We start from the raw sequence: 24,119 nt of genomic DNA on the forward strand, positions 1-24,119 counted from the left end.
CCGAAAGACTCCGATTCAAATTAGCCGCCCGGCTCCGTCAGGATGGATGGGGGTGGAAGACCGCTACCCCCATCCTGGGTTCCTGTCTGGATGGAACCGGCAACGATTGCTGCCCTAAACTCCTGCAGTAAGACTGCGGCGATTCACCCACTCTTCCACAGTCACACCGGCCGGCAGATCACCTGTGATCTCGATAATGTAGTCTTCCGCAGAGCGAGGCGGACGGTTCTCGGCTTTCAATTCGGGCCGCAGCCGCGCCGTAACGCGGGAGAACAGTTCGTCGGCACGGGCGTTGCCGAGCTTGCTTTCGTGTTTGAACGCGATGCAGCGCACCGGCGACATCAGTCCGCGCGCGGCAGAACGATCAGTTTCAAACATGTTGCCGAGAGCGTCTTTGAGCAGTTGCAGATCGTCGTCAGTGAACTGTGTCTTTTCGGCTAGCGTTGCGTTGATGAACCCATGGCAGCGATAAAGCCCATAAGGCACGGTGAACTTGCGGCCCATCGTGCGCTCTTTTTCCAGATCCTTCTCGTTGGTAACCGCGCAGCGCGTAATCGAGAACTCCGCCGAAACGATTGGATCGATGCTGCGCGCGAATGTCAGTTGCAAGGGGCCTCGCACTTGCCCGCAGTTTATTTCGGTGGTCATGACGGCGCCGAAGGTGCGGATGTCGAAGAAGTTTTGACACATCCAATCCGTAAGTTCTTTTGCCTTTAGCACGTTTTTGGGAAGCTTCTTAGGTTCGGGCTTCAGGTTCGCATCCTTGTAGGCTTCCTCGTGCGTCGTGTTCAGCACGGATCGTTCTCGCACATAAATGCGGTGCCCCTTGTTCTCGCCATGTGTCACGGTAACGTAATTGCGAATCTTGCGCTTGAGACACACATCCGTCACGAGCCCCTGGTTCGTCTCCGGATCGATGCGTGGCAGGTTGCCGGCATCGGGGTCTCCATTTGGGTTTCCGTCGGTCACATCAAAGAAGTACACGAAGTCATAGCGATTCTGGATAGCTGTGCTCATGCGGAGGCTCCTTGTGTCTTATCTTTCTTGCTCGTATATAGGTCTTGACGCTGGTGAAAGTAGCCAATGACGAATTTGGCCTGCTCTTCGAGAGCCAGTTGCCGCGGGAAATTGCTGATCTTCCCGACCACTTCGCCCAACATGCGCTCGTAGTAAATCTTGTTGCCGGTTTCCAACTTAGCCATGTGATGCTGGCTAAGGCGGAACAGCCGTGGAAACACAACTGCTGGAGTGGTGCTTGCTGAGGAGAAGTAGCGGTCTTTGATCGTGGTGTTGAGTTCGCCGTCGGCACTGTCGGTTTGTATCTTTTCGAGCAGAGCGAAAAGCCTGCCGCAGCAATAGGCTGTATCGGAGTTATTCATGTCAAGTTTCATGGAAGCCTCTATCGGATTGCCCCGCAAGCGGGAATTCCTAACCAGACAAGCTTTAATTGAGGCAACACGCGCATAATGCACCGCGCCGTCGCTGCGGATGCGCCGCAACATGGTGGACAGGAGCGATTGAGGATACGCCGCGCCAGTTAGAACCGAACGCGCCAGATCGCCGGCAAGTTGCGGGGAGACGGAGTCGGTATCGAACTTTTTCAGCTTGCCCTTTGAATCGAACTCCGCGCGACCTGTGGCGGCAACAATGCGCCACAACGTCAATGGGCGATCGTCCTCGCGCCCGTCCTGCAACTGGATGTCTTGCAAATGCTTCCCCAATCGCTTTTCCAACTCGGCGACATCGGCCTCAACCCACAGACGTACGGACAGGCGCGAGGCGTTTGGTGAGAGTCCCAGGATAAAGAAATTGGTTCGGCTCTCCCGCTCGATGGCGAAATGCTCTGCCGCTCCGTCGCGCAGTTGTGTTAGGAAGTGTCGCGTTTGGCGCACTCGCTCCTGATTTTCGCTGGCTTCTCCTTCGGCGCTTGCAGGGGCGTCTGCAAATAACTCGCTCAAACAGTCCTCAACTATGGTCTGGTGGTCGGCCCAGAAGACCACGGTTGCATCTCCAAGCGAGATGCGGCGGTCCTTGCGTTCGAGAAGACGATTTAAAGCGGTGGCATATCTGAATACGGCATCTTTGCCGACCGGCGCGTTGTAGCTTTGCTGCTTACGGTAGGACCAATAAGCCGCCTTGTTAAAAGAAACAAGAGGGGCTCCTCCCTTTTCGCCTCCAATGATGTTCTTGATAGCTGGCTTATGCAGCCGAGCCAAGGGCACCTGCTTGCCAGTCACCAAACAAGTACCAATGGATTCTTCCGTCGCCCGATCGCCTTCATCATCTTCCATTTTGCGGGGTGGCATGATGAGCTCATGAACATACGCCATAGGCTCTACAATTCGAAATACCCCAAAGTTCTGGGCGACCTTCACGAGTAAACTTGAGTGCTCTTCCGCCATTTCAGGCATCCATCGTGACAAGAAAGCGCAAACTGAGTCGAACGCGGGGTGATCGATTTCCTGCCGTAACGACAAATGATGATCTCGAAATTCCAGAAAGGCCTTTCTCGCCCGCTCCTTCTTACTCTGCTCCGCAGCAAAGCCGAGCATGTAGTCCGCTCTGTCCCAGAGAAAACAGGGATTCAGGCCCTTTCCTGAAGGCTTGGCCTGGCCCGGCACGATCATCATGCGCGGCCGCAAAACCTTGCCCACCTGCTCCTGTAATGACTGAAACGAGTTCAGACGGCCGTCGGACTCCAGCACCACACAGAAGCTGATTTTTTGAGGGGAGAAACCGGGCGGCGGAAGCTGTTTGTCACCGGAAGCTGCGATCCGGTCATAGTGTTCCGACAATCTTTGCAAAATCATCGGCTCGCTCCTGCGAAGCTCGGCACCTCGATCACGCCGTCGCGCATGACAGCACGGAAGAAACGTGGCTGCTTGCCGTCTGCAAAATCGATGTCATGCAGCATCCAGCCAAGTTCGCGCTCTCCATGGAGGCTGGGGTGAATAGTTGGTGCAGCACTATCTTCCTCAATCAGCGCAAAATCCGCAGCAAATTCGCGGCAGCCAAAGTAAGGCCGCGTATAGCATCGCCCCTCTCGCGCACGACGGCGGAACTGGTCAATGTGCTTTGCGTCGTTGTCCGGCCCACTGCGAATTTCAAAATGAGCCTCAATGACATAACCCACGTCGCATAACAGTAACGAGGCGCGTTGCTGGCGTGTATCCCCGTCATCCACATACAAACCAAGTCGGCCCGAGCCCGCCTTCATTGCCTTCGCAACTGATGCTTCGCTGATTATTTGGCTCACTTCATTGCGGCGAACCGACGAGAAACGAATGGGTTTAAGCACGGTGATGCGATCTACCATCCAGCGAATCTCCGGCTTCCAGTAGATGGCTTCGACCACGCCGCGTGCGGCAGAGGGCGTCATGACGTCGTAGCTGACGCGCTCAACCTTCATTTCCGGCCGCGTGAACAGGGCCCAATCGCCCCAACAGTGCAGCTTGATTCCGTATGCCATAGCCCTCCTAAACGCTCCAGAGCGAGGGGTCAAGCCCGCACGCCTCCGGCGCCAATCCCTTTTCATCGGTGTATTCGGTGCAATTTAGCAGCAACCATACGCCGGACTCGTGTTCCTTAACTAACGAATTCTCTTGCATTACACGCAGCATCCGGCTGTGTACAGAAACAAGGTAGGGCTGCAGTTCGCGATGCGGCACATAGGGCACGTGACCGCAGGCCAGCTTGTCCCATAGTCGCCGTCCTTTACTGCGATAGGGCACGAGGATTGGCGTTTGGTTGTCGGGAATCATCTTGAACTGCTTCTCAATTTGGCGGAACTGAAATGCAAGGCGGTTGTTCACTTGATCAACCTTCATCTGCTGCATGACTTCATGCTTGTCCCACCGATCCTTTTGGGCCCAATAGAAGAGTCGGAAGTAGGCCTCGATGGCTTCCGGCGTAAGCGGGTCAGGATATTGCTGAATCAATTCCTTTCCCGCCTGTGCGGCGTCGAGTTGTAAGCCCGGCGGAGGCAGTTCTTCGGAATCGAATACATACGTGTGCCCCGTGGAAAGTAATCCCTCGCGATTGCAGCGGCCGGCAGCTTGTGCGATGGAGTCGAATCCGGCTGCGGCGCGATATACGGCAGGAAAATCCACGTCCACACCTGCCTCGATCAGTTGCGTGCTGACGACACGGCAGTGCTGTTTTTGCTTCAGCCGCAGACGAATCTGCCTGAGCACCGCTCGCCGGTGCCGTCCGCACATCCAGGTGCTCAGGTGAAAACAGGTCCCGGGCTCCGTCAGGGCGGCCACGCGGTCGTATAACCGGGCAGCATGGCGGCGCGTATTCACAATGCAAAGGGCCGAGTCTTCCTTTGCCAATCGCTCCGAAAGTTCTGAGTCCGGCAGGAATTTCTCATGATGCACCTCGACGCGCTTCAGTGCTGTGAACAGTAATCGGGCGTCGGGAATAATTGGCCGCACCCCCTTGATGCCTAAGTCGAAATCCTCGCGATGTTCAAGGGCGGGTTGGGTCGCCGTACAAAGAACGATCGAACACCCGTAATTTGATACCAGTTCTTTAAGCGCGGCTAATGCGGGCCGGAGCAGTTCAACTGGAAGGGTCTGCGCTTCGTCCAGGATGATCACGCTGTTTGCTAGCCGGTGTAGCTTACGGCATGGTGTCGTCGCAGCGGCGAAGAGGCTCTCCAATAACTGCACGTTGGTAGTGACAATAAGCGGCGCGTCCCAATTTTCTGTGCCGAATTGATTGGCGCGTGTATCGAGCGCCGGCTTGAGATTCGTGTGGTGCTCGACTAAGCCAGTTTCTGCTAATTCGCCCAGTGCCACCCGATAGTTATCAGCTGTTTGCTCGATGATGCTGGTGAATGGTATGGCAACCAACACTCGTCGCAAATTGTGACGATCAGCATGATGCAGCGCAAAGGCGAGCGATGAAAGTGTTTTTCCACCACCGGTTGGCACATTTAGCGAAAAGAAACCGGGTGGATGTTCGGAGGCAGTGCGGCACTGTTCCAAGACCTTGGCACGCTGTTGATTGACTTCGGTCGCTTCTGCTTGCTCCTGTTTCTGCTTGAGACTGGCATCGAGCTTTTCCTTCATTGCAAGCAGCGGAGGGCGGCTAATCTTCCGCGCCCCAGCCTTGTCGGGATCGCAAAAACTCTCAGTCGCTGTTCGGTCAGCATCGATCAAGCAAGAGAAGATCATCCGTGTAAAGAACGCAACCTGAAACGCACGATCCCCACTATTACTAGCAACCGACTTCAATGGAAGTAGAAGGTTTGATGGTAACTCTGGCTCTGATTCCAGCGTGCTGATTGCAGGAATGGTGTAGCGAGTCTGATCCATCCTGAATCTGAGGGTACCGCGCTGGTTCAGTTCTTCCGAGGAAGACTCGTCCGGCAGTCCTGCATGATGCCCGGCGATGCAGAAGGCGAGAATCTGCCCCCTAATGTTTCCGACAACCTGGCTTACATATCGCGCACCATAGGTGGAATGGTCCACGCGCCCGGGATGCATATCCACGGCTCCCGCATCCTCAGCTTTGGAGTCTGCTGCCGCGATATACCGTTGGAATGCATCGGATGACTTGCCAAGATCGTGGCAGCGTCCCAACAGATCGCCCCATGCACGGGCACCAAAGGCCTCCGCGAATATCGCCGCGCATGCAGCTGCTTTGTCGAGATGCCAGCTGAGTGGCTCCCACTCGCTACGAGGATGTCCTGAAAGTGTGTGGGCGTAAACGAGCGTGGTTTCATCCAGTCGCGATGGCGCCGTCTTCAGATCCTGCCTCACGGTCTGCTCCATTGTTGTTCTGATTCAGGAACACAGCATGTTCAGTATTGTTTAGGCTGTCAAACTGTTTTATGACACTGACGCACTGGAAGATGGTCGTCCATCTAGACAGCCTGGCGCTAGTTCCCAAAGTTCCGCTTATAGAAACACAGGTTACCTCTCGCGCTCCCCCAGGCATCGAATTGCCAAGGAGTACTGCACATGCAAGCCGAGGGTGGACAGCAGTTGATGGTTTCCCGCACTTGGGTACAAGCTGTAGCAATTGTCATTCTGTTCGGTTTCTTTGTGTTGGGATTCCTGGCATATCGGACTTACACGGGTGAGCCACCCATACCGGAGCGCATTGTTGATTCGCAGGGAGGAGGCGTGCTCTTCAATCGCGCCGACATCATGGCCGGACAAGCTGTGTTTTTGCAGAACGGTCTCATGGAGTACGGTTCTGTGTTTGGACACGGAGCTTACCTCGGTCCAGACTTCACAGCAGACTATCTTCACCGTGCCGCCCTCATTTCGATTGACCAGTACGGTGGCGCATCATCCGATAGGGCAAAGCTGCAGACCATCGCAGATTTCAAGACAAACACATTTGACGAAGCCACTGGCACGCTCGTTTTCACCTCAGCTCAGGCCCGTGCATTTGAAGAGTTAGAAAAGTATTACGGATCCTTTTTTGGTGAGCCAACGAGTAAATTCGGTCTGCGGCCTCAGGCCATTACCGATCCACAACAGATTCGTGAATTAACTGCATTCTTCGCATGGACGGCGTGGGCGTCCTCTGCTCTGCGGCCTGGTTTGTCGTATTCGTATACAAATAATTGGCCTCCCGAGCCGCTGGTCGATAATCATGCGACTGCGGACGCAATCGTCTGGAGTGTGCTTTCTCTTATCGCGTTGCTTGGTGGAATCGGGTTGTTATTGGCGGCGTTCGGGCGATGGAATTTCCTTGGTTGGCATGGCCGCGAACGGCAGACTGTCTCATTCCGTCCGCCTGATGTTGTTGCCTTAACTCCAGCCCAGAAATCGTGTGCATGGTTCTTCTTTGTGATGTCGCTCCTATTCCTCTTGCAAACTCTACTTGGAGGAGGAACTCAACACTACCGCGCCGACTTATCAAGTTTCTTCGGTGTTGACCTCGCACAACTTCTGCCGTTCAATGTGGCTCGAACCTGGCATCTGCAACTTGCAATATTCTGGGTGTCCACTTCATTCCTTGCGGCCGGGATCTTCCTAGTGCCGATGATCACCGGACACGAGCCCAAAGGACAACATGTTCTTTCATACGGACTTCTTGGCGCACTGGTGATTGTAGTGTTCGGAAGCCTGGCCGGCGAGTTCGCTGGCATCGAGGGTAAGATCCGAAACGGTTGGGCATGGTTCGGCAACCAGGGATTCGAGTACCTGGATCTTGGACGATTTTGGCAGGTGCTGCTTACGGTTGGGCTCTTCTTCTGGGTCGCAATCCTTTTTCGAGGCTTGCGCAGGAAGTTGCGCACTCAGCACGTGGGCAACATGCCATGGCTGTTCTTCTTTGCGGCGCTCGCTATCCCTGCGTTCTACGGCGTTGGATTACTTGCTCATCCCGCGTCCCATTTCACGACGACGGACTTCTGGCGTTTCTGGGTCGTCCACCTCTGGGTAGAGGATTTCCTGGAACTCTTCACGACCGTCATGGTCGCCTACATCTTTGTCCTGCTCGGTGTTGTCCACGAGCGAGTCGCGCTCACGATGGTGTACCTCGACATACTGCTCTATTCGGCGGGTGGAGTAATCGGAACGATGCACCATGTATATTTCTCCGGTGAGCCGTCAGTCCACATGGCGCTGGGCGCCTTCTTCTCAGCGGCTGAGGTTATTCCCCTGACTTTCCTGACGGTGGAAGCATGGAGCTTCCTCCAACTCGGAGCACAACAGGAAACGAAATCTCGAGCTCCGTTTCCGCACTATTGGGCGGTTATGTTCCTTGCCTCAGTTGGGTTCTGGAATTTTCTTGGCGCCGGCATCTTCGGATTCTTGATCAATCTCCCTATCGTCTCCTATTACGAGATTGGAACCGCGCTGACTGCAAACCACGGGCACGCAGCCATGATGGGTGTGTACGGTATGCTCGCCGTAGGACTCGCACTGTTCTGTCTGCGCTACATTATTCCTGAACGATATTGGTCCGATCGAAGCGCCAAGATCAGCTTCTGGTCACTAAACATCGGTTTGGCGTGGATGGTGTTCGCCACATTGTTCCCGCTCGGGGTACTTCAGCTCTACCACTCGGTAACATATGGCTACTTTGATGCGCGTAGTCTGAAGTTCATCAGCAATCCAACAAACGCCATGATCGAATGGCTGAGATTCCCTGGCGATGCTCTATTCATCATTGGGGGTACCTTGCCGATTCTGTATCTCTGCTGGCTAGGCATCCGGCATATGTCCTCTGATCTCGTCCTTGAGGAACCTACGGAGATTCTATTTACCGAAGTATTGGCCCCAGTGGACAGGCGGGAATCATGATGCATATAAGTGCCGAAATCATTCTGGCGCTCGGCTATGCTGGATTCCTCGTCGCGGTCGCCGCACTTCTGGAATTAATTGCCAGGCACGTCCATCGGCGTTCGGAACAGGCCACAACGGCGGGATTCACCTATCGTCGTGACCTGGATGTATGGGAATGCCCGGATGGGCGGAGCCTTCACCGCGAGGAGACGGACACACTACTACGAGTCAGTCGTTATCGAGCCGAAGCCCATCACTGCAATGCGTGCGTATTCAAGTTTCGCTGTACAGACTCAAGTTCAGGGCGTGTTATCGAGCAGCGGTCAGATTCGTGGCTGGATTCTGGGTTGTACAGATTCCACCGCGGGATCTCGCTGGCTTTGCTTGTACTCGCCGGAATGATCCTGTTTGTCGAGATGATCCGTAACCAGTACAAACTCCAAGAGGAAGTGCTGTTGGCGGTGTCCTTCATAAGCGTGGGGACGCTTGGGCTTCGACTCTTCCGGCGAACTTTTCGCTCTGCGATCTGACTCCAAAGAGATGCTGTAAATTCTGTGCGCAACTCCACATTTCCGCCAACCGTCACGGATGCCCTGGTGCGTCATCTGAATGGGAAGGTAAAAGTGATTGAGGAGCTCTTCCGTCCGCACCGACAAATACGAGAAAGCTCTCACTGCCTTGGCTTAACAAATACCTCCGCGATAACCCACCCGTAGCTTTCCTAAAGAGTATCGACTCGCAGTTCCTCACCAGAGAAGTTAACCGATTTTCACCTGCACTGGTTCCGGTTTGTACTGCGTTATGTCCGCTTCGCGGAGAAACTTCGCTGCTTCCTCCGGCGGCGTAGGGTTAATGTAGAAACCGGTTCCCCACTCAAAACCGGCGGTCTTGGTGAGCTTGGGCATGAACTCCATGTGCCAGTGGTAATGTTCGAGCGACGGGTCCTGTGACGGCGCACTGTGAATAACAAGGTTGTACGCGGGGTTGTCGAGAACCAAGTCAGCTTTCATCAATAGCTGCTTGAGCGCTTTCGCAAGATTCTCAAACACCTTCGAGGAAGAATTCTCAAATGCCGATTCGTGGCTCTTGGGCAGAATCCAGGTTTCAAATGGAAAGCGCGGCGCATAGGGGGCCAGGGTGACGAAGTCTTCGTTTTCGGCGACGACGCGCACCGGGTTCTCAAGTTCCTGGCGGATGATATCGCAGAATACGCAGCGTTCCTTGTAAATGAAGTACTGCTTCGCGCCCTCCAGTTCTTCGACGGCGTGCTTGGGCAGAATCGGCAGGGCAATTAACTGTCCGTGCGGATGCTCCAGCGATGCGCCCGCGGCTTCGCCGTGGTTCTCGAAGATGAGGATGTACTTGAAACGCTTGTCGCGCTTGAGGTCAACGATGCGATCGCGATATGCCCACAGCACGTCTTCCACGCGTTTAAGCGGCAGAGATGCAAGCGTGGCATTGTGATCTGGAGTTTCAATGATGACCTCATGAGCGCCCAGGCCATTCATCTTGTCGAACAAGCCTTCGGCCTGCCGATTGAGGGTACCTTCGATGCCAAGCGCAGGAAACTTGTTCGGCACCACGCGCACCGTCCAACCGGGCGTGTTCGGGGCTGAGCGATCGCCATTGTTGCTGGGGCGATAGGCAAGAATTTCGGGCGGCGTCTTGCTTTCATTGCCGTAGCAGAATGGACAAAACCCACCCCTGAAGCTGACGCGCTCGCGGACGAAGTCCGTTGGGCGCTTGGCACGGTCGGTTGAAATAATGACCCACCGGCCGACGATCGGGTCTTTACGAAGCTCAGGCAAGGATAACTCCCGTATGAAAGACTGTTACTTGCAATTTTAACGCCGCTCAGGCACAGGCAGAAACTCCGGCCCGTGAATACAAATAAATTCTGCGCGGTCGCCGCTCGTACATTTGCCTTCCTTATGGAACGATGTAGTCGAATCGGAACGATCCCTATCATCGGCACGGTGCTGGCAAAAGGGGTCCTTCGACTCGGCTGATGCCTCGCTCAGGAAGACAATCCACCTCATTGGGTGATTGCGTCCAGGAACTCGATTCGTGATCACCTGATCTCACTGCTTGAAGCTCCAGCCGAAGGCGTTCCTGATGAGTTGTATCTCCGGGTCGCAGTCCTCGCACAGATACACACTGACGACATCGAAGCGGCTGACGGTCTCACGAGGCATGCGGCGCATATAGAGGCGAGCCATACCAATCAACTCGTATTGCTTGTCGCGCGTCACGGCCATCTCGGCTGGCACAATCCCCTTCGAAGAGCGCGTTTTTACTTCGATGAAGCAGAGCTCGCCCTCCTCCCAGCCGATGAGGTCCAGTTCGCCGCGCGCATGTGGAGAGCGCCAGTTGCGCGCCACAATGGTGTATCCATGCTGGCGCAGCCAGAAGTAAGCAGCTTCTTCGCCGCGCTGTCCGACGATGAGGTGTTTCGGAAGCGTGTCAGATTCGCGCTTAGGCAGCGCGGCGGTGAGGCGATCAAGCATTCGGATAGCAAATTGCGTAACGCTTCGCATGATCGGGTCCTCTACTCGATTTGCGCGCCGCCAAAACGAAGAAGCCAGCCATCTCTGGCCGGCTTCTCTCTTCTCGGGGCGACCCTCTTCCATCCGATTTATGCAGGACAGCGGCCGTCTCGCGGCGCCGGTTAGCGCAAAAGCGAAATCCCCGGAGAACTGCTACGCGCCCATCTGTTTGCCGTTGGTCTTGGTCTTGTGAGGGCCTTCGGCGGCGATGGTGATGCACTCTTCGAGAATGTCGAGTGCGATGTCCGCCTGCTGTTCCGTCGCGATGAGCGGAGGCGACAGGCGCACGGTGTTCGGGCCGGCTCCCAGGATCAGCAAGCCGCGCTCGAATGCCAGGTCGACAACACGGTCGCGCTCTTCGCCAGCTGGCGTTTTTGCGACCTTGTCCGTCACCAGCTCGATGCCGATCATGAGGCCTCGTCCGCGAACATCGCCGACGAGCACCAACTTCTCAGGCCACGAACTGATGCGCTGCATGATGTGGCGTCCGACCTTCTCGGAGTTACTGACGGCTTCGCGCTCGAGCACGTCCATCGTGGCCAGTGCCGCGGCTATGCAGACAGGGTTTCCCCCAAACGTGGAGGCGTGTGACCCTGGTTGCCAGTCCATAACTTCCGCCTTGGTCACGAGCACGCTCAGCGGCATTCCGCTGGCAATACCCTTGGCGACGGTAATCATGTCCGGCTCGACGCCGGTATGCTCGACCGCCCACCACTTGCCGGTGCGTCCCATGCCGGACTGCACTTCATCGACGATCAGCATGATTCCGTGGCGATCGCAGATGGCGCGCAGTTCCTGCATGAATTCCGGCGGTGCAGGCAAATAGCCGCCCTCGCCCTGGAATGCTTCAACGACAATAGCGGCGCACTCCTCGGGCGGAACCTCCGTGCGGAAAACCCATTCTTCGATGTGGCGCGCGGTTTGGCGCGCATACTCAGCGGCGTCCGTACCTTCGGGACGGCGGTAAAGATTCGGGTACGGAACATGCACGACGCCCGGAACGAGCGGCGCAAAGCGGCGGCGTTGCTGCGCCTTGGAGCACGTCAGCGAAAGCGCGCCCATGGTGCGTCCATGGAATGCGCCGTAGAAGGCGATGATCCACTGACGCTTGGTGTGGTAGCGCGCAAGCTTCATTGCGGCTTCCACGGCTTCCGCGCCGGAGTTGCCGTAGTAGAACTTATGCGGCCCTTTCATCGGAGCGATCTTCGACAGGCGCTCCGCCAGCGTAACCATGTTCTCGTAATAGAAGTCGGTGCCCGACATGTGAATGAGTTCGCCGGCCTGCTTCTGAATGGCGGCAGTGACCTCCGGATGACAGTGGCCGGTCGATGTGACAGCGATGCCAGCCGAGAAGTCGAGGAACTCGTTTCCATCCACGTCTTCCACGATGAGCCCGCGTCCACGCTTGGCGACCATGGGATACGAGCGGGTGTAGGAAGGCGAGATGAGCCGCGCATCTTCTTGCAGAATGCGCTTCGCGTTGGGACCCGGCAGTGCGGTTTTGATGTTCGGTCCGGCCACGTTCATCGTGTTTATCGTCATTGGAATTTCCTCCATCGAAACAGGGGGCACATCTTTTACGGCCTGAACGGCTCGTGCCCGGTAACCCATGGCTCAGCCATGGTCGTTCGTCTCCCAAAGGGCAGACGCTCCGCAGGACGGATGCTCTAAAGATGTGAGCGCGTCCCGCATGGGTTGCGCAGCTCTGCCGGCGCAACGGGGCACAATAGATATACGTGTTAGTCGCCCGCGAAGAGGTTGGGGCGCGAGTTCAGGGGGGCCAAATGCGCTTCAGCCCTGGAGGAAGCGAAACGCGACCAGATTGCACGCACGGAGAGGCACACAAGCAAATGCTCGGGATGCGCAGCGTTACGGATTGGCGTGCGACGGTTCATCTGGACAGTTTCCACATTGATTATAGCGATCTTCCCGGCTCGGCGTAACCCCTCGAATAGCTATCGTTTTCAGCGACATATCAACCGCAAGGTCCTTCGACTCGCGCCTTTTGCGCTCCGCTCAGGTGACGCCTTCTTACGCGTGTGCCCGCTTACGTCTGACGTCTTGCGTCTGCCGTCTGCCCCTTGCCGGTTGACCGCGTTTCAGCACGGCCCATAGAATCGAAGTTTCTGCATAGGTCACCGAAAGATTATGGCGCTCGAGCTCTACAACACGCTTTCCGGGAAAGTCGAAACCTTCCAACCGCTGGACGACAACATGGTTCGCATGTACGCATGCGGTTTGACGGTGTACGACTACGGCCACATTGGAAACTTCCGCACGTTCATCGTTGTCGATACCTTGCGCCGCTTTCTGCGCCAGAGCGGATACGGTTTGAAGCACGTGATGAATATCACGGATGTGGACGACAAGATCATTCGCAACGCGGCTAAAGCCGGCGTCTCGGTGAACGAGTACACCAGCAAGTACGAAACAGCGTTTCTGGACGACATGGCGACGCTGAACCTCGAGATGCCGGAGATGATCGTGCGCGCCACCGATCACATCAATGACATGGCGCATTTCATCAAAGAACTCGAGGCGAAGGGTTTTGCGTATCGCACGGAAGAGGGTTCGTACTACTTCCGAATCGCGAAGTTCCCTGAGTACGGCAAGCTTTCGAAGAAAGACTTCGCGGGCATGACGGATGGCGCTCGCGTGGATGTGGACGAATACGACAAGGACAACGCCCGCGACTTCGCGCTGTGGAAGGCTCCGAAAGAGGGCGAAGCGAAGTGGGAGACGGAGATTGGACCGGGGCGTCCAGGGTGGCACATCGAGTGCTCCACGATGAGCATGAAATACCTTGGCGAGACGTTCGACATTCACCTGGGCGGCGAAGATCTTGTCTTCCCGCATCACGAGAACGAAATCGCGCAGAGCGAGGCGCTCACAGGCAAGCTATTCGCGCGCTTCTGGGTACATGGACGCTTCCTGCTGGTGGAAGGCGAGAAGATGTCGAAGTCGCTCGGCAACTTCTACACGCTCCGCGACCTGGTGCTGATGGGTCACAAGCCCTCGTCGATCCGCTTTCTGTTGGCGTCGGTCCCTTACCGCAAGCAATTGAACTTCACATTCGACGGACTGAAGCAGGCGGCGAACGCCGTGGAGCGTCTGCGCAATTTCAAGCTGCGGCTTGAGACTTCACATTGGCCGGAGGGCGACAACGAAGCGATTGCTGCCATGGCTGGCAAGGCCATAACCGACATGCGCGCCAGCATGGATGACGACCTGAATACGGCGCAGATGCTGGCGGCCATTTTCGACCTCGTGCGGGACGTTAATGCGGCAGCCGATGCGGGCCTGGTGCGTAAAGGGGACATTCCGTCGTTGTTGCAGGCGATGAAGGAGTTCGACGAGATTTTCGCGGTTCTCGATGACACGGATGCCGATAAGGTGCGGCTCGTGGTCGACTGGGCAAAGTCCGAAGGACTCGAAGACAAGGTCAGCGCCGAAACTGCGGAAATGGCAAAGTGCGCCGCGCTGAGCGATACGCAGGTAGAAGAGCTAGTGCAAAAACATTCGGCGGCGCGGAAAGCGAAGGACTTCGCAACGTCAGATTCCGTACGAGCGCAGCTGATGGAACAAGGCATCATCCTGGAGAACACAAAGGATGGTGTTAGGTGGCGCAGGAAGTAGTCTTACAAAGCCGCAGCAAGTTAACGCATCATCCTGAAGCTCGCCCGCTTTGACGCAGCCGAAGGATCTGCTTTACCTCGGCAGCGGCACAAAGGCAAATTCCTCGCTTGGATGGGGATGCCGCTTCTTTTTACGTGTACAAGGTTCGAATCTAATTGCCGTTAAGTCGCGTCAGTTCTCGCGCGGCCAGAACCATCCGTTCTCGATCTTCTGCCAGCCGATGTGCGCGTAATACTCTGCGGCGATTTTGGAAGCGCGCAGGACCCACTGTATTTCCGGATGCATGGCCGTTGCGAGCTTAAGAAGTTCGCGGCCAATACCGGCTTTCTGCATGTCCGCCGCTACTGCGAGATCGCAGACGTATCCATCGAATGCGCCGTCGGTCCAGCCGCGCAGAATCCCGACAAGACGTTCACCATCAAACGCGGTGAGCACGACGTTGGAGGTTGCGTACATGCGGGCGATGCGCGCGAGATCGTCCACGGGACGAAAAAGCGGCGAGGAGCGATAAAGGGCGGCGATAATCTGCGCTGGTGGACGCACGTCGTTGCGATAGACGATCGGCATGGACAGATTGTAGCTGGCACGGCGAAGGGCTGCTGAACTGCTGAGCGAGGCGAAAGCAGATGCTTCGCGTCGCTCAGCGTGCCTCGGTAAAGCCCACCGCGTTTGCTACTTGCGGCCGTGCAACTTTATGGACGCGAGTGCTTCGGCAGCTAGGCGGACGATTTCTTCCGTAGGCTGCTCGGTGTTGCAGGAACAGGCGCATCCGCAGCTCTGGAGCGTGCCTTCCGGCGCGAGCACCTTCACGAGTTCGGGGCCGTGCAGGATTTGCGGGAGGTTGAGATTGCGCAGTCCGGCGCCAAGCGCTGTTGCAAGGTATTCGCCCATGAGACTCGCGCCGGCGATGCAGCCCACGTAAGCGGAGACGCTGCGCGCAAGTGCCGGCGGCAATGGCTTCAGAACCACGATGTCGCTGACTGCGAACTGTCCGCCAGGTTTGAGGACGCGATGAATTTCGCGAAAGACTGCGGGCTTGTCGCTCGACAGGTTGATGACGCAGTTGCTGATGACGTAATCGACGGTACCGCTCTCGACTGGCAGGTCTTCGATAAAGCCCTTGCGGAACTCAACATTCGTTACGCCGCGCTTGGCCGCGTTTTCGCGCGCGAGTTTGAGCATGTCGTCCGTCATGTCCACGCCGATGACGCGGCCTGTGGGATTTACGCGTTCCAAAGCCAGGAAGGCATCAAAGCCCGCACCGGAGCCGAGATCGAGCACAGTCATGCCGGGCTTAACCTGCGTGAGCGCCAGCGGATTCCCGCAGCCGAGGCCCAGGTTGGCGTCGCCTGCAATCGCGAGCTCTTCTTCGGTGTAGCCAATGTTCCTGGCGACAGACTCCACGGCCATGCCGCAGGCCGACTGCTCACCACGGGCAATTGCCGCATAGTGTTCTTCAACCGCAACCGTCATCTTTTCGTCTTTCATCATTCCTCCTTGTGCCTAGAGTCGTGCACTGCGAGCACCTCTCGTGCGCTGAATATCAGCGAGATTTGTCCACGAGTTTGCTCTTCGGCGTCTTGCAGTCGGCGCATTAAAGCCGCAACAACCGCTTTTCTCCATGGCCGAAATGAGAGTCGTCAACGCCTGTAGAACGCTTCCGCGCTTCGCCGTTGGAATGGCCGACAGAATGAGCGAGGTGCGCTCGCGCATAAGCTCGTCAATGCTTATGCGCGTCTGCCGTCCGGCATCGGTGATACGCACCATGGCCGCACGGCCGTCTTCGCCAACACCTCGGACGCGCTGCACGAGGCCAAGCTTCTCAAGCCGCTCGATCACGCGTGTCATGGCGCTCGGACTGATTCCGGCACTGACGGCAAGATCGGTCAGGCGCGCTCCTTCACCTGCGATTAGGGTTCGGAGAATCGATGTTTGACGCGGCGTGAGTCCTTCGCAGCAAACTTCGTCCGGCCCGACTTGGCCGATAACGCGCGACAGCCGCTCAAGCTGGTTCCACCATTGATCGACGATGGCGTGTGTTTCGCTCATGCACCAACGATAAGCAATCTATTTGCATGTGTCAAGCAAATACTTGCACCGAGGCGGATGATTATGCCGATTTCATGGGTGCGACTTACGGCGCTGTCTCAAGGCGAGCTCCTTCAAGGAATCGGCCAGTACCCCGACTCTCGTCGGGGAGATCTACGCGTCGCTTTCAACTGCGGGGAGCTCAGGCTCTTCCACTGGTACTCGCTCGCGCGGCTTGAGCTTGGCTCCGGTAACGAGAACGACGCCAACAATGATAATCACCGAACCCAGGAGGATGTTGACTGTGATCCTTTCACCGAGCACAAGCCACCCTAGGAACACGGCCACGATGGGATTGATGTAGGCGTAGGTGGCAACCTTGGGGGTGGGCACGTTACGAAGGAGCCAGATGTAAGCAGTGAAACCAACCCAGGAACCGGCGACGACAAGATAGAGAATGGCACCCATGGAACGCGGCGCCCACGTAACGTGGTGGTGATCGCCTAGCGATACGGCGATTAAAAGATTCACTACGCCCGCGATGGTCATCTCCCACGCGCTCGAAGTGTACGGATCGGTCTGGGAGTGCCAGCGCTTGGAAAGCACGGAGCCCGTGGCCCAACTGAAGCTTGAGAAGAGCACGAGAGCGGCGCCGAAGAGTTCCCTGCCGCCGACGCGCATTCCCCGTGCAATATCAGGCCAGAGCAGTGCGATCACGCCGAGGACACCCAAGGCGATTCCGGCAAGCCCTCGCCGCGAAAGGTGGTCGCCGCGGCTGCTTAACGTCTCAAGAAGTATGAAATAGAGCGGCGTAATGGCGATCAGCAGCGCTGCTAGGCCCGAGGGAATGTAAGTCTCCGCCCATCCCAGTACCACGTTGCCGGTCGTGAGGAGCAGTACTCCGATGATGCCGAGGTGCAGAAACTCGCGACCAGAAAGCTTAATGCGGCGTCCGGAAAGAGCGCACCAGGCAAGCATGACGGAGCCGGAAATCAGGAATCGGAGGGCGCCCATCATCGCAGGTGGAATGTCTTCCACTGCAATGCGAATACCTAAATAGGTCGATCCCCATAGGACGTAGACCAGCCCGAAGGCGACGACAACCTGCACGCGGAATTTGCGTTGCGCTTCTGTCATTGGCACAAATGAATCATGAGATTAGTTGAACAACCAGAGTACCAGAGCGCGGGATGTGCAGGTAAGGCATGGATGCGGCATACGCCCCGGCATCGCAAAACCCATGATCGGGTCAGCGGGCGATTTTGTCCGGGGCGTGAAGGCGATGGCCGACGATGATGCTGTAGTGAATCCCGGAAACGAGCGTCAGGGCAAAGGTGGAGTAAAGCAGAATCTGTCGCGCGGCCTGTATCCAGAGCTCCGGCCGTATCTGCGCCAGCAAAACGAAAAACACCGCGCCAACTTGAGCGGTGGTATTGAGTTTTCCGAATATGCTGGGACGAAAGTCGCGAACGTTGGTTGTGGCATAGAGCACAGCCGCGACGACAAGGATAGAGATGTCGCGAAGAAAAACGAGCACAGTGTATTTCCACGGTATGTAGTGCGTGAACGACAGTACCAGGAAGAGCGAACTGAGCAGCAGTTTGTCCGCGAGTGGGTCGAGGTATTGGCCGAGAGTTGTCTTTTGCTCCAGCAGTCGCGCGAGCAAGCCATCGAGTCCGTCGCTCAGGGCGGCCAGAACGAAAAGGCCCAGCGCCCAGCCAAAGTTGCCATCCAGGACATTGATGATGACAAACGGCACGAAGAAGAGGCGCAGCAACGTGAGCTGGTTGGGCGCGGTCCAAAGCTGAGATTTCACTCGCGCACCTCGAGTGCAAGCACTTCAGAGGCGACGCGTCCCGTTCTGGTTTCGAAGCGCTCGGCGAGGGAGGGGGCTTCACCGGAGCGTGCGTCAACTTCGATGCGTTCCACTCGGTGCATGGGAAAAAAGACGGATGCTGCATCGGCCGGTTCGCCGTCGCGAAGCTGGGCTGCAAAATCGTCGAATGACTCAAGATTCACGCCGCGAAGGCTGACTCCGGCAGCAGTGAGACTAAGCAGTGCACCCCAGAATTTTTCGCGCGGAGACGACAGCGTGACGAGCACAAGCGCGCAGGGACGGAAGGGAGAAAGCGCACTTTCCTCCATCCCGCCCTCGGTTTCTGCCCTAATCAGCTTCGCAGTGCGATGCTCTCCCGGCGCCATATGGATGATTGTACGACAGGAGAGATGCCGTTACGAAAGAGTGGCGTTCGTTAAACCTGCTGAACGTCAAACATAAGTCGCTCAAACTCAGCGTGCAATTCACAAACGTCCGTCGCGGGAAATGTATGACGCAGGGTTTCGATATCTGCGTCGAGATTCGCGTACACGATTTCGAACGGTAGGTTGGGAGAGCTCACCATGTCATTTATAAGCGACTCAAGTTCGCTGGAGCTGGCTTCAATGCTTCGCCAGATCACTATTACGTGGCGACCGTCGCGAGACGTGCCCTCCACGAGGCGGGCGTCGTACGCGCTCCGGATGCTAGTGACGCGGAGCCCGAGGAGGTAGTTAAAGGTTTCGACCAAGTCGACCCGGACGCGGCCTGGCAAACTGGAAACAGCATCGGTTGTCCGCAGCGTGCAGGCGAATGGAGTCTTAAAGGCCTCTGGATTGAGCGATGCGAGACCATCAGAGCTTAGTGTGTATCGCAGCTCACCCCCCTGATTTGGTCGCTGCTGCAGCGCCGGGTGAGCGATGTTCTCCAGGGCGTCGTCGTACGACTCCAGCCGCAGATACTTGAACATCCCGCCGCCACCCCAGTTCGTATCGCGAGAGATGCCGTAAGGATCGCCGGAGAGGACTGCCTTGAGCCGCGGCAGGGTGTAGCGATGAAAGTGAGAGCCCGACTCGACGGCAATCCAGCGGCGTCCGAGTTTGTGGGCGGTTGCAGCCGTGGTGCCAGAGCCAACAAAATAGTCCAGCACGAGGTCGCCCGGAGCTGAGGACGAATTGACCATGCGAGCCACGAGTGCTTCATTCTTCTGCGTAAGCTGCTCGCTGCCAACTTTTTCGCGGGAGAAGCTGACGATCTGTATGGAGTTGAGCCGATCGAGTTCGCTGCAGTTCCAGGTGTCTTCGAGCGGGTAGCCGGCGGCTGGAGAAGGTGAGCCATTTCGACGCGTGTAGCCCTCGGGATAAGGGATGTAGGTTTTCACAAAAAACGGTTTTGGGGTCTTGGCAAATTGATAGATTGTGTCGTGATTGCGGATGTATCGATGGGCGCGCGTTTTGTAGCCGGAGAGCCATCCGATACGCCAGATGATCTCTGTGATGTAGACGAGCGACTGTTCCAGCATGAGCTTCAGACGCTCCTTCTCGTTGCCATCGATGTGAACGTAAAACGTTCCATCTGAGGCAAGCAGGCCCGTAGCAACCTCCGTGCGGTCACGCATCATCGTTAACCAGGCCGAGTGCTGGTAATCATCGTGGTAGGCGAAAACGGTGTCGCCGGTGTTGAATGGCGGGTCAATGTAAATGCAGCGGACAGACTCGTTGTAAGTGGTTTGCAGCAGTTTCAACGCATGGAAGTTGTCGGCGTGGATAAGCACGCCCTGTGTCGCCGCATCGAGGTCATCGAATGAAGAGAGAATCGCGTCGCGCTGATCGCGGATGAAATGTGCGGTGTCTACGACGAGATGCGGAAAGCGCTCTTGGAACTTGGAGTCCAGGTCTATTGGACCGAGGTCGGGATTTGCTGCGCGCCACTCGGCCACCTGTGCGGCGTTTGCGAAGATGATCGGCAGCACCGACGCGGGCAGACGGTCGAGAGTGATGCAGTAGTCGGCATCGAGGACAAACTTCTTTTTGAGCCAGAGTTTCTTCTTTGCTTCCTCGATAACGGTGAGCATGTCTATGACGCGGCTGCCGACGCAACGAACGGCCTTCGCTTGAGCCAGCGATGCCGGGCTCGCATGTTCGAGGTCCACGCCGAGTATCTGTTCGTGGGCGAACGAACTGAGTTCACGGCTGAGGAACGTGCGCAGATCCCGGTGCACAAATTGGTCGCGGCTGGTCTGGGTGGCGGCGAATCGCGCGAGGTGCGTCGCTAAGGGTGCGCCTCCACTTTGATCTGGACACGCCAGCGCCTGCGCCCACTCTGTTGCACTCGGGTGAGCGACGATGCGCTTCGCAAGTTGAGCGTGGTGATTTAGCGTAGAGCACGAGGGCGTATCGCGTTCGAAGCGGTGCTCCAGTCGAATGACCAGTTCACCGCTGACAGTTACCACAGGCTCTGAGAGTGCAAGGCGAAAGCGCAAGCTGGATGCGCGGCGGCGCCGGTCAGGCTTGTTCGACGCGCTCGCAGGCGAGAGCACGAGACGCACGCGGCGGTTATCCGGCAACAGGAAAGCGTAATTGCAGGGGCGAGTGCCAGCGCTGACGTGATACTGATCGGCATTGCGCCAGCGCATCGTGACGTCCTCTGTGGCGAAACTGCGGCCACCAGCAGGAGCGTCCGGCCTCAGCGATAAGGAGCCATCGGCGTCGTAATAGCGGGAAAAGAACTCCAGCAAATGCCGAAAGACTTCATTGGACGATTCACGCTGCGTCTGCAGGGTGGCGAGCAAAAGAGCGATCGCCTCTCGATTGGAACGGAGAATACGGTGTACGCCAGAGTCCAATTCCGGAACGTCGAGCGCGAACAACCGAACCAGGTACTCTCGGAGCCGAACGTGGGCATCACCAGGCATTGGATAGATGTTTTACACGAACTCTCGGCAAAACCAAAGCAAAGTCGGAAGGCGTCATCTGGGTCACCTTCCGGTCTCACCCGCGGGTCGCCGTGGTTGAATCGGATGGGGGGTTTGCGCTAGCATCCCCGCACGTTGGAATCTGGAGGGTGATGATGAAGCTAGTCAGGTTGATGATAGCGGCGGTAATGCTTGTAACTTGCGCGGCCGCGCAACAGATGAATTCCGTTGTCCAGCCGAGTCCCGAGTTCGAAAAGCTGAAGACGCTCGCGGGAGACTGGGAAGGCACTGCCATGGAAAGTGGGAAAGCGATCAAGGCGCTCACCAGCTTCAAAGTGGTCTCCGATGGTTCCGCGGTGATCAACCGTCTCGATCCCGACTCCCCAAACGAGATGATCACGATGTTCCACCCCGATGGGAAGGACCTTATGGCGACGCACTACTGCTCGGCGCACAATCAGCCACGGTTGCGCGCAGTGGCTAGCAACGACCCCAAGGCCATTCTCTTTGAGTTCAAAGATGCGACGAATCTCGCTAGTCCAAAGGATGGCCACATGGATCATCTGAAGATCCTGATGATTGATCCTGACCATCACATACAGGAGTGGACGTACGTGGAAAACGGCAAACAGGAGACCGGTCGCTTCGAATTCCATAGGAAGAAGTGATTGGAGTTGAGCCAGGAGTCTGGATGCAGTTTGAAGGGGCACACCTTCAGGCGAGCATCTTCCCTGGTCCTAGTTAGCAAGCGCGTACACGCGAACATAGTCGAAGTATGTGGAGAATCCGGCCCCGGCCATTGATACCAGTCCAATTTTTGTTCCGGAACCGAGCGTGTGCGTCCAAGTAGGCCCGCGTTCCCAATTCACGCCATCATGGCTGGAGTATGAAGTGTAGAGTTCCGAGCCATTTGGTTTCGAGCGTCTCACGATTCGCAGGTAAGTTGTGTCCGCCGGAGACGCGAGGAAAGCGCTTCCATACTTCGATGAACTGGGCTTGGAGCCAAGCTGTTTTGCAAATTCAATCTGTCGAGTTTGATTGATCGATGCTGTGACGAGCTTGATGTAATTGGCATCGTCCTTGAATATGAGGAGCCCGCCTTGTACGAAGTTGAATTGTCCCCAGGATGGCACATTGACTGAGAGCCTCGTTTCCACCATGTAATTACCTCTGGGCGTGGGCTCGGAAAGCACCGATGCATCGTGCTGTCCAACGTAGAGTTGCCCCGCCTGGGTATCAAAGCGAAAGAATCCCCCTGAGATGCCGAAGGTTCCATTGACTGGACGCCGTATCCAGGTCCATTGCGGGGAAAGAGCCGGGGCCACGAACTCGTCCGAGAAAGTCGTCAGCATGTTGCCGGCAACATCGACCGGAGACGCCGCGGCCGTGCGCAGGTTCGGTTGTTCAGGAACCGCGACGGGCGCGGTCTGAATCGCATCCGACGCGCCAGCGCCGTTACGCACCCGCGGCCATCCGTTCACCCACTCGATAGGATCGATCAGCAGTGGGCGACGTGTCCAACTGTCCGCGAAGTATGGCTTACCGCTATCGACCGCGTGATACACCATCCAGTCCTGGCCAGCGGCATCGGTCGCAACGGCGTTATGTCCCGGACCGATCCAGCGATTCCCTTCCATCGCGATGACGGGTGTGCCACCTACGCGAGAGTCCAGCATCGAGTTGCCATCCTTGTCGATGTAAGGTCCGAGCGGCTTAAGAGAGCGGGCCGCGAACACGCCGTACCCGCTCATTAAGCCATCGCAACAACCTCCCGCCGATACCATGAGATAGAAATAGCCGTCGCGCTTGATTACATACGGCGCTTCATAGCGATCCGCCGTGGTGATCTGTATCTGCGAGGAACGATCGGAAGTCAGGCCGTCTGCGGAGAGCAGGCGCGCGGAGATGCCACCATTGAAGCTGCCGTAGAAAATGTAGCGCTGACCGCCATCCTGAACGATACCGGAATCGATGGTTGCGCGCAGCGTACCCGCGCAGCACGGTGCTGGACCGGGTTCGACGACTGGAGTGGAAGCGGCGGACCAGGGTCCGACGGGAGTGTCGCTGGTGGCCACGAAAATGGCACTGCCGCCCATAACAGTGTTCGAGGCCGAGTAGTAGAGGTAATACTTGCCGTTGAAGAACTGGATATCCGGTGCCCAGAGGCCCGCTCCCGGAGCAACCCACGGCGGCAGGCGGTCGAATACATCTCCCACGTAAGTCCAATTGACGAGATCTAAAGACTTCGAGATGGGCAGGAGATGCACACGCGCGTGATCTGCGAAGCGTTCGTTGGTGCAATACAGATACCAGTAATCATCGTCCGGTTCCTGTCCGTGAATGATGGAAGGATCAGGGCAGCTTTCCGCACGGCTCCCATCGAACAACACAATGGGCAGAGGATTCATGTACTGACCCGCCGTCGCTTGTACGGTCGAGAATCTGGACTCTGCCGGCACACCTCCGCCACAGGCGAGCAACGGGAGCAGGAGCAATAGCGCGAGTGCTGAACGCATCACGCCAAAGCGTATGTTGCTGGAGCGCTCAGTTTGCCCTGTAAAACTACCAATCCAGGCAGAAAAATGTACTTAGGACAGAGCGGGCACTCTACTAATGGAGGCTTAGAGGATTACGGGAATCAACTTTCGCTCGTTTCGTGAAGGTCATTGCCGGCGCATTAGCGCTCAGCGATGGTCTTCGCGTCTTCGATGAACGTGAGAACCAAGACGAACACGCACCCTATCAGGCCTATACCGAAAAGAATGCACAAAAACTCGACACCCATTGTGGCTAACGCATGAACCGGGTGGGGCATCAACGCCTCCTCTTTGTTCAATTCCATTGAACGATGAGGTGGCTAAAGCCTGTCTAAAGATTACGTAAAGAGTTTATAAAGATGGTCAGCCGGAAACGGGCTCTCCTTCACC

Annotated in this window: 19 protein-coding genes; 4 read left to right on the forward strand and 15 right to left on the reverse strand. The window is 56.7% G+C overall.

Translation table 11 applies throughout. The features are described 5' to 3' along the window. Positions 1-114 precede the first annotated feature (114 nt). The 4 genes from cas7c to VN622_15950 are packed head-to-tail and all read right to left on the reverse strand — an operon-like array spanning position 115 to position 5,780. Positions 115-1,017, reverse strand: coding sequence for a type I-C CRISPR-associated protein Cas7/Csd2 (gene cas7c, locus VN622_15935; protein ID HWR37351.1), 903 nt, complete (start codon positions 1,015-1,017; stop codon positions 115-117). After that, positions 1,014-2,810, reverse strand: a complete 1,797-nt coding sequence (cas8c, locus tag VN622_15940) for a type I-C CRISPR-associated protein Cas8c/Csd1 (protein HWR37352.1) — start codon at positions 2,808-2,810, stop codon at positions 1,014-1,016. Before cas8c ends, cas7c begins: the two co-directional genes overlap by 4 nt. Continuing rightward, the gene (gene cas5c / locus VN622_15945) at positions 2,807-3,469 is read right to left on the reverse strand and encodes a type I-C CRISPR-associated protein Cas5c (protein HWR37353.1); all 663 of its coding nucleotides are present in this window, start codon (positions 3,467-3,469) and stop codon (positions 2,807-2,809) included. The genes cas8c and cas5c overlap by 4 nt, the downstream gene beginning before the upstream one ends. A 7-nt stretch (positions 3,470-3,476) precedes the next feature. Then, positions 3,477-5,780 carry a CRISPR-associated endonuclease Cas3'' gene (locus VN622_15950; protein ID HWR37354.1) on the reverse strand — a complete coding sequence of 768 codons (2,304 nt, stop codon included), beginning with the start codon at positions 5,778-5,780 and terminating at the stop codon, positions 3,477-3,479. A 189-nt stretch (positions 5,781-5,969) separates the two neighbouring features. On the opposite strand from VN622_15950, the gene VN622_15955 reads away from it, so the two are divergent. Both VN622_15955 and VN622_15960 read left to right on the forward strand, forming a co-directional pair. After that, positions 5,970-8,270, forward strand: coding sequence for a cbb3-type cytochrome c oxidase subunit I (locus tag VN622_15955; protein ID HWR37355.1), 2,301 nt, complete (start codon positions 5,970-5,972; stop codon positions 8,268-8,270). After that, positions 8,267-8,782, forward strand: coding sequence for a hypothetical protein (locus VN622_15960; protein ID HWR37356.1), 516 nt, complete (start codon positions 8,267-8,269; stop codon positions 8,780-8,782). The genes VN622_15955 and VN622_15960 overlap by 4 nt, the downstream gene beginning before the upstream one ends. A gap of 228 nt (positions 8,783-9,010) precedes the next feature. On the opposite strand, the gene galT is transcribed toward VN622_15960, so the two are convergent. The 3 genes from galT to VN622_15975 form a co-directional block, all read right to left on the reverse strand. Continuing rightward, positions 9,011-10,060, reverse strand: coding sequence for a galactose-1-phosphate uridylyltransferase (gene galT / locus VN622_15965; protein HWR37357.1), 1,050 nt, complete (start codon positions 10,058-10,060; stop codon positions 9,011-9,013). 273 nt (positions 10,061-10,333) lie between these two features. After that, positions 10,334-10,789: a YraN family protein gene (locus VN622_15970; protein ID HWR37358.1), complete on the reverse strand. Its 456-nt coding sequence runs from the start codon at positions 10,787-10,789 to the stop codon at positions 10,334-10,336. A 162-nt stretch (positions 10,790-10,951) separates the two neighbouring features. Further along, on the reverse strand, positions 10,952-12,340 hold the full coding sequence (locus VN622_15975; protein ID HWR37359.1) for an acetyl ornithine aminotransferase family protein: 1,389 nt from the start codon (positions 12,338-12,340) through the stop codon (positions 10,952-10,954). A gap of 606 nt (positions 12,341-12,946) precedes the next feature. Here VN622_15975 and cysS point away from each other — a divergent pair. Next, a complete protein-coding gene (cysS, locus tag VN622_15980; GenBank protein HWR37360.1) occupies positions 12,947-14,434 on the forward strand; it encodes a cysteine--tRNA ligase in 1,488 nt (495 codons plus the stop codon). A gap of 171 nt (positions 14,435-14,605) precedes the next feature. Here cysS and VN622_15985 read toward each other — a convergent pair whose 3' ends face one another. From VN622_15985 to VN622_16015, 7 genes are all read right to left on the reverse strand, one after another. Then, positions 14,606-15,001 (reverse strand): GNAT family N-acetyltransferase, encoded by a 396-nt coding sequence (locus VN622_15985; protein ID HWR37361.1) that lies wholly within the window; start codon positions 14,999-15,001, stop codon positions 14,606-14,608. Between the two features lie 105 nt (positions 15,002-15,106). After that, positions 15,107-15,925 (reverse strand): arsenite methyltransferase, encoded by an 819-nt coding sequence (arsM, locus tag VN622_15990; protein HWR37362.1) that lies wholly within the window; start codon positions 15,923-15,925, stop codon positions 15,107-15,109. A gap of 12 nt (positions 15,926-15,937) precedes the next feature. Then, the gene (locus tag VN622_15995) at positions 15,938-16,483 is read right to left on the reverse strand and encodes a MarR family transcriptional regulator (protein HWR37363.1); all 546 of its coding nucleotides are present in this window, start codon (positions 16,481-16,483) and stop codon (positions 15,938-15,940) included. A gap of 153 nt (positions 16,484-16,636) precedes the next feature. Beyond that, positions 16,637-17,599 carry an EamA family transporter gene (locus VN622_16000; GenBank protein ID HWR37364.1) on the reverse strand — a complete coding sequence of 321 codons (963 nt, stop codon included), beginning with the start codon at positions 17,597-17,599 and terminating at the stop codon, positions 16,637-16,639. Positions 17,600-17,711: 112 nt separating this feature from the next. Continuing rightward, complete coding sequence (locus VN622_16005; protein HWR37365.1) at positions 17,712-18,278, reverse strand: CDP-alcohol phosphatidyltransferase family protein; 567 nt, start codon at positions 18,276-18,278, stop codon at positions 17,712-17,714. Further along, on the reverse strand, positions 18,275-18,664 hold the full coding sequence (locus VN622_16010; protein ID HWR37366.1) for a hypothetical protein: 390 nt from the start codon (positions 18,662-18,664) through the stop codon (positions 18,275-18,277). Before VN622_16010 ends, VN622_16005 begins: the two co-directional genes overlap by 4 nt. A gap of 50 nt (positions 18,665-18,714) precedes the next feature. After that, the gene (locus tag VN622_16015; GenBank protein ID HWR37367.1) at positions 18,715-21,192 is read right to left on the reverse strand and encodes a site-specific DNA-methyltransferase; all 2,478 of its coding nucleotides are present in this window, start codon (positions 21,190-21,192) and stop codon (positions 18,715-18,717) included. A 152-nt stretch (positions 21,193-21,344) separates the two neighbouring features. Here VN622_16015 and VN622_16020 point away from each other — a divergent pair, with 152 nt between their 5' ends. Beyond that, the gene (locus VN622_16020) at positions 21,345-21,860 is read left to right on the forward strand and encodes a hypothetical protein (protein HWR37368.1); all 516 of its coding nucleotides are present in this window, start codon (positions 21,345-21,347) and stop codon (positions 21,858-21,860) included. Between the two features lie 69 nt (positions 21,861-21,929). On the opposite strand, the gene VN622_16025 is transcribed toward VN622_16020, so the two are convergent. Then, a complete protein-coding gene (locus VN622_16025; GenBank protein ID HWR37369.1) occupies positions 21,930-23,708 on the reverse strand; it encodes a family 43 glycosylhydrolase in 1,779 nt (592 codons plus the stop codon). Positions 23,709-24,119: the final 411 nt, after the last annotated feature.

The organism is Clostridia bacterium, from assembly GCA_035561135.1.
Classification (GTDB): Bacteria; Acidobacteriota; Terriglobia; order Terriglobales; family Acidobacteriaceae; genus DATMYA01.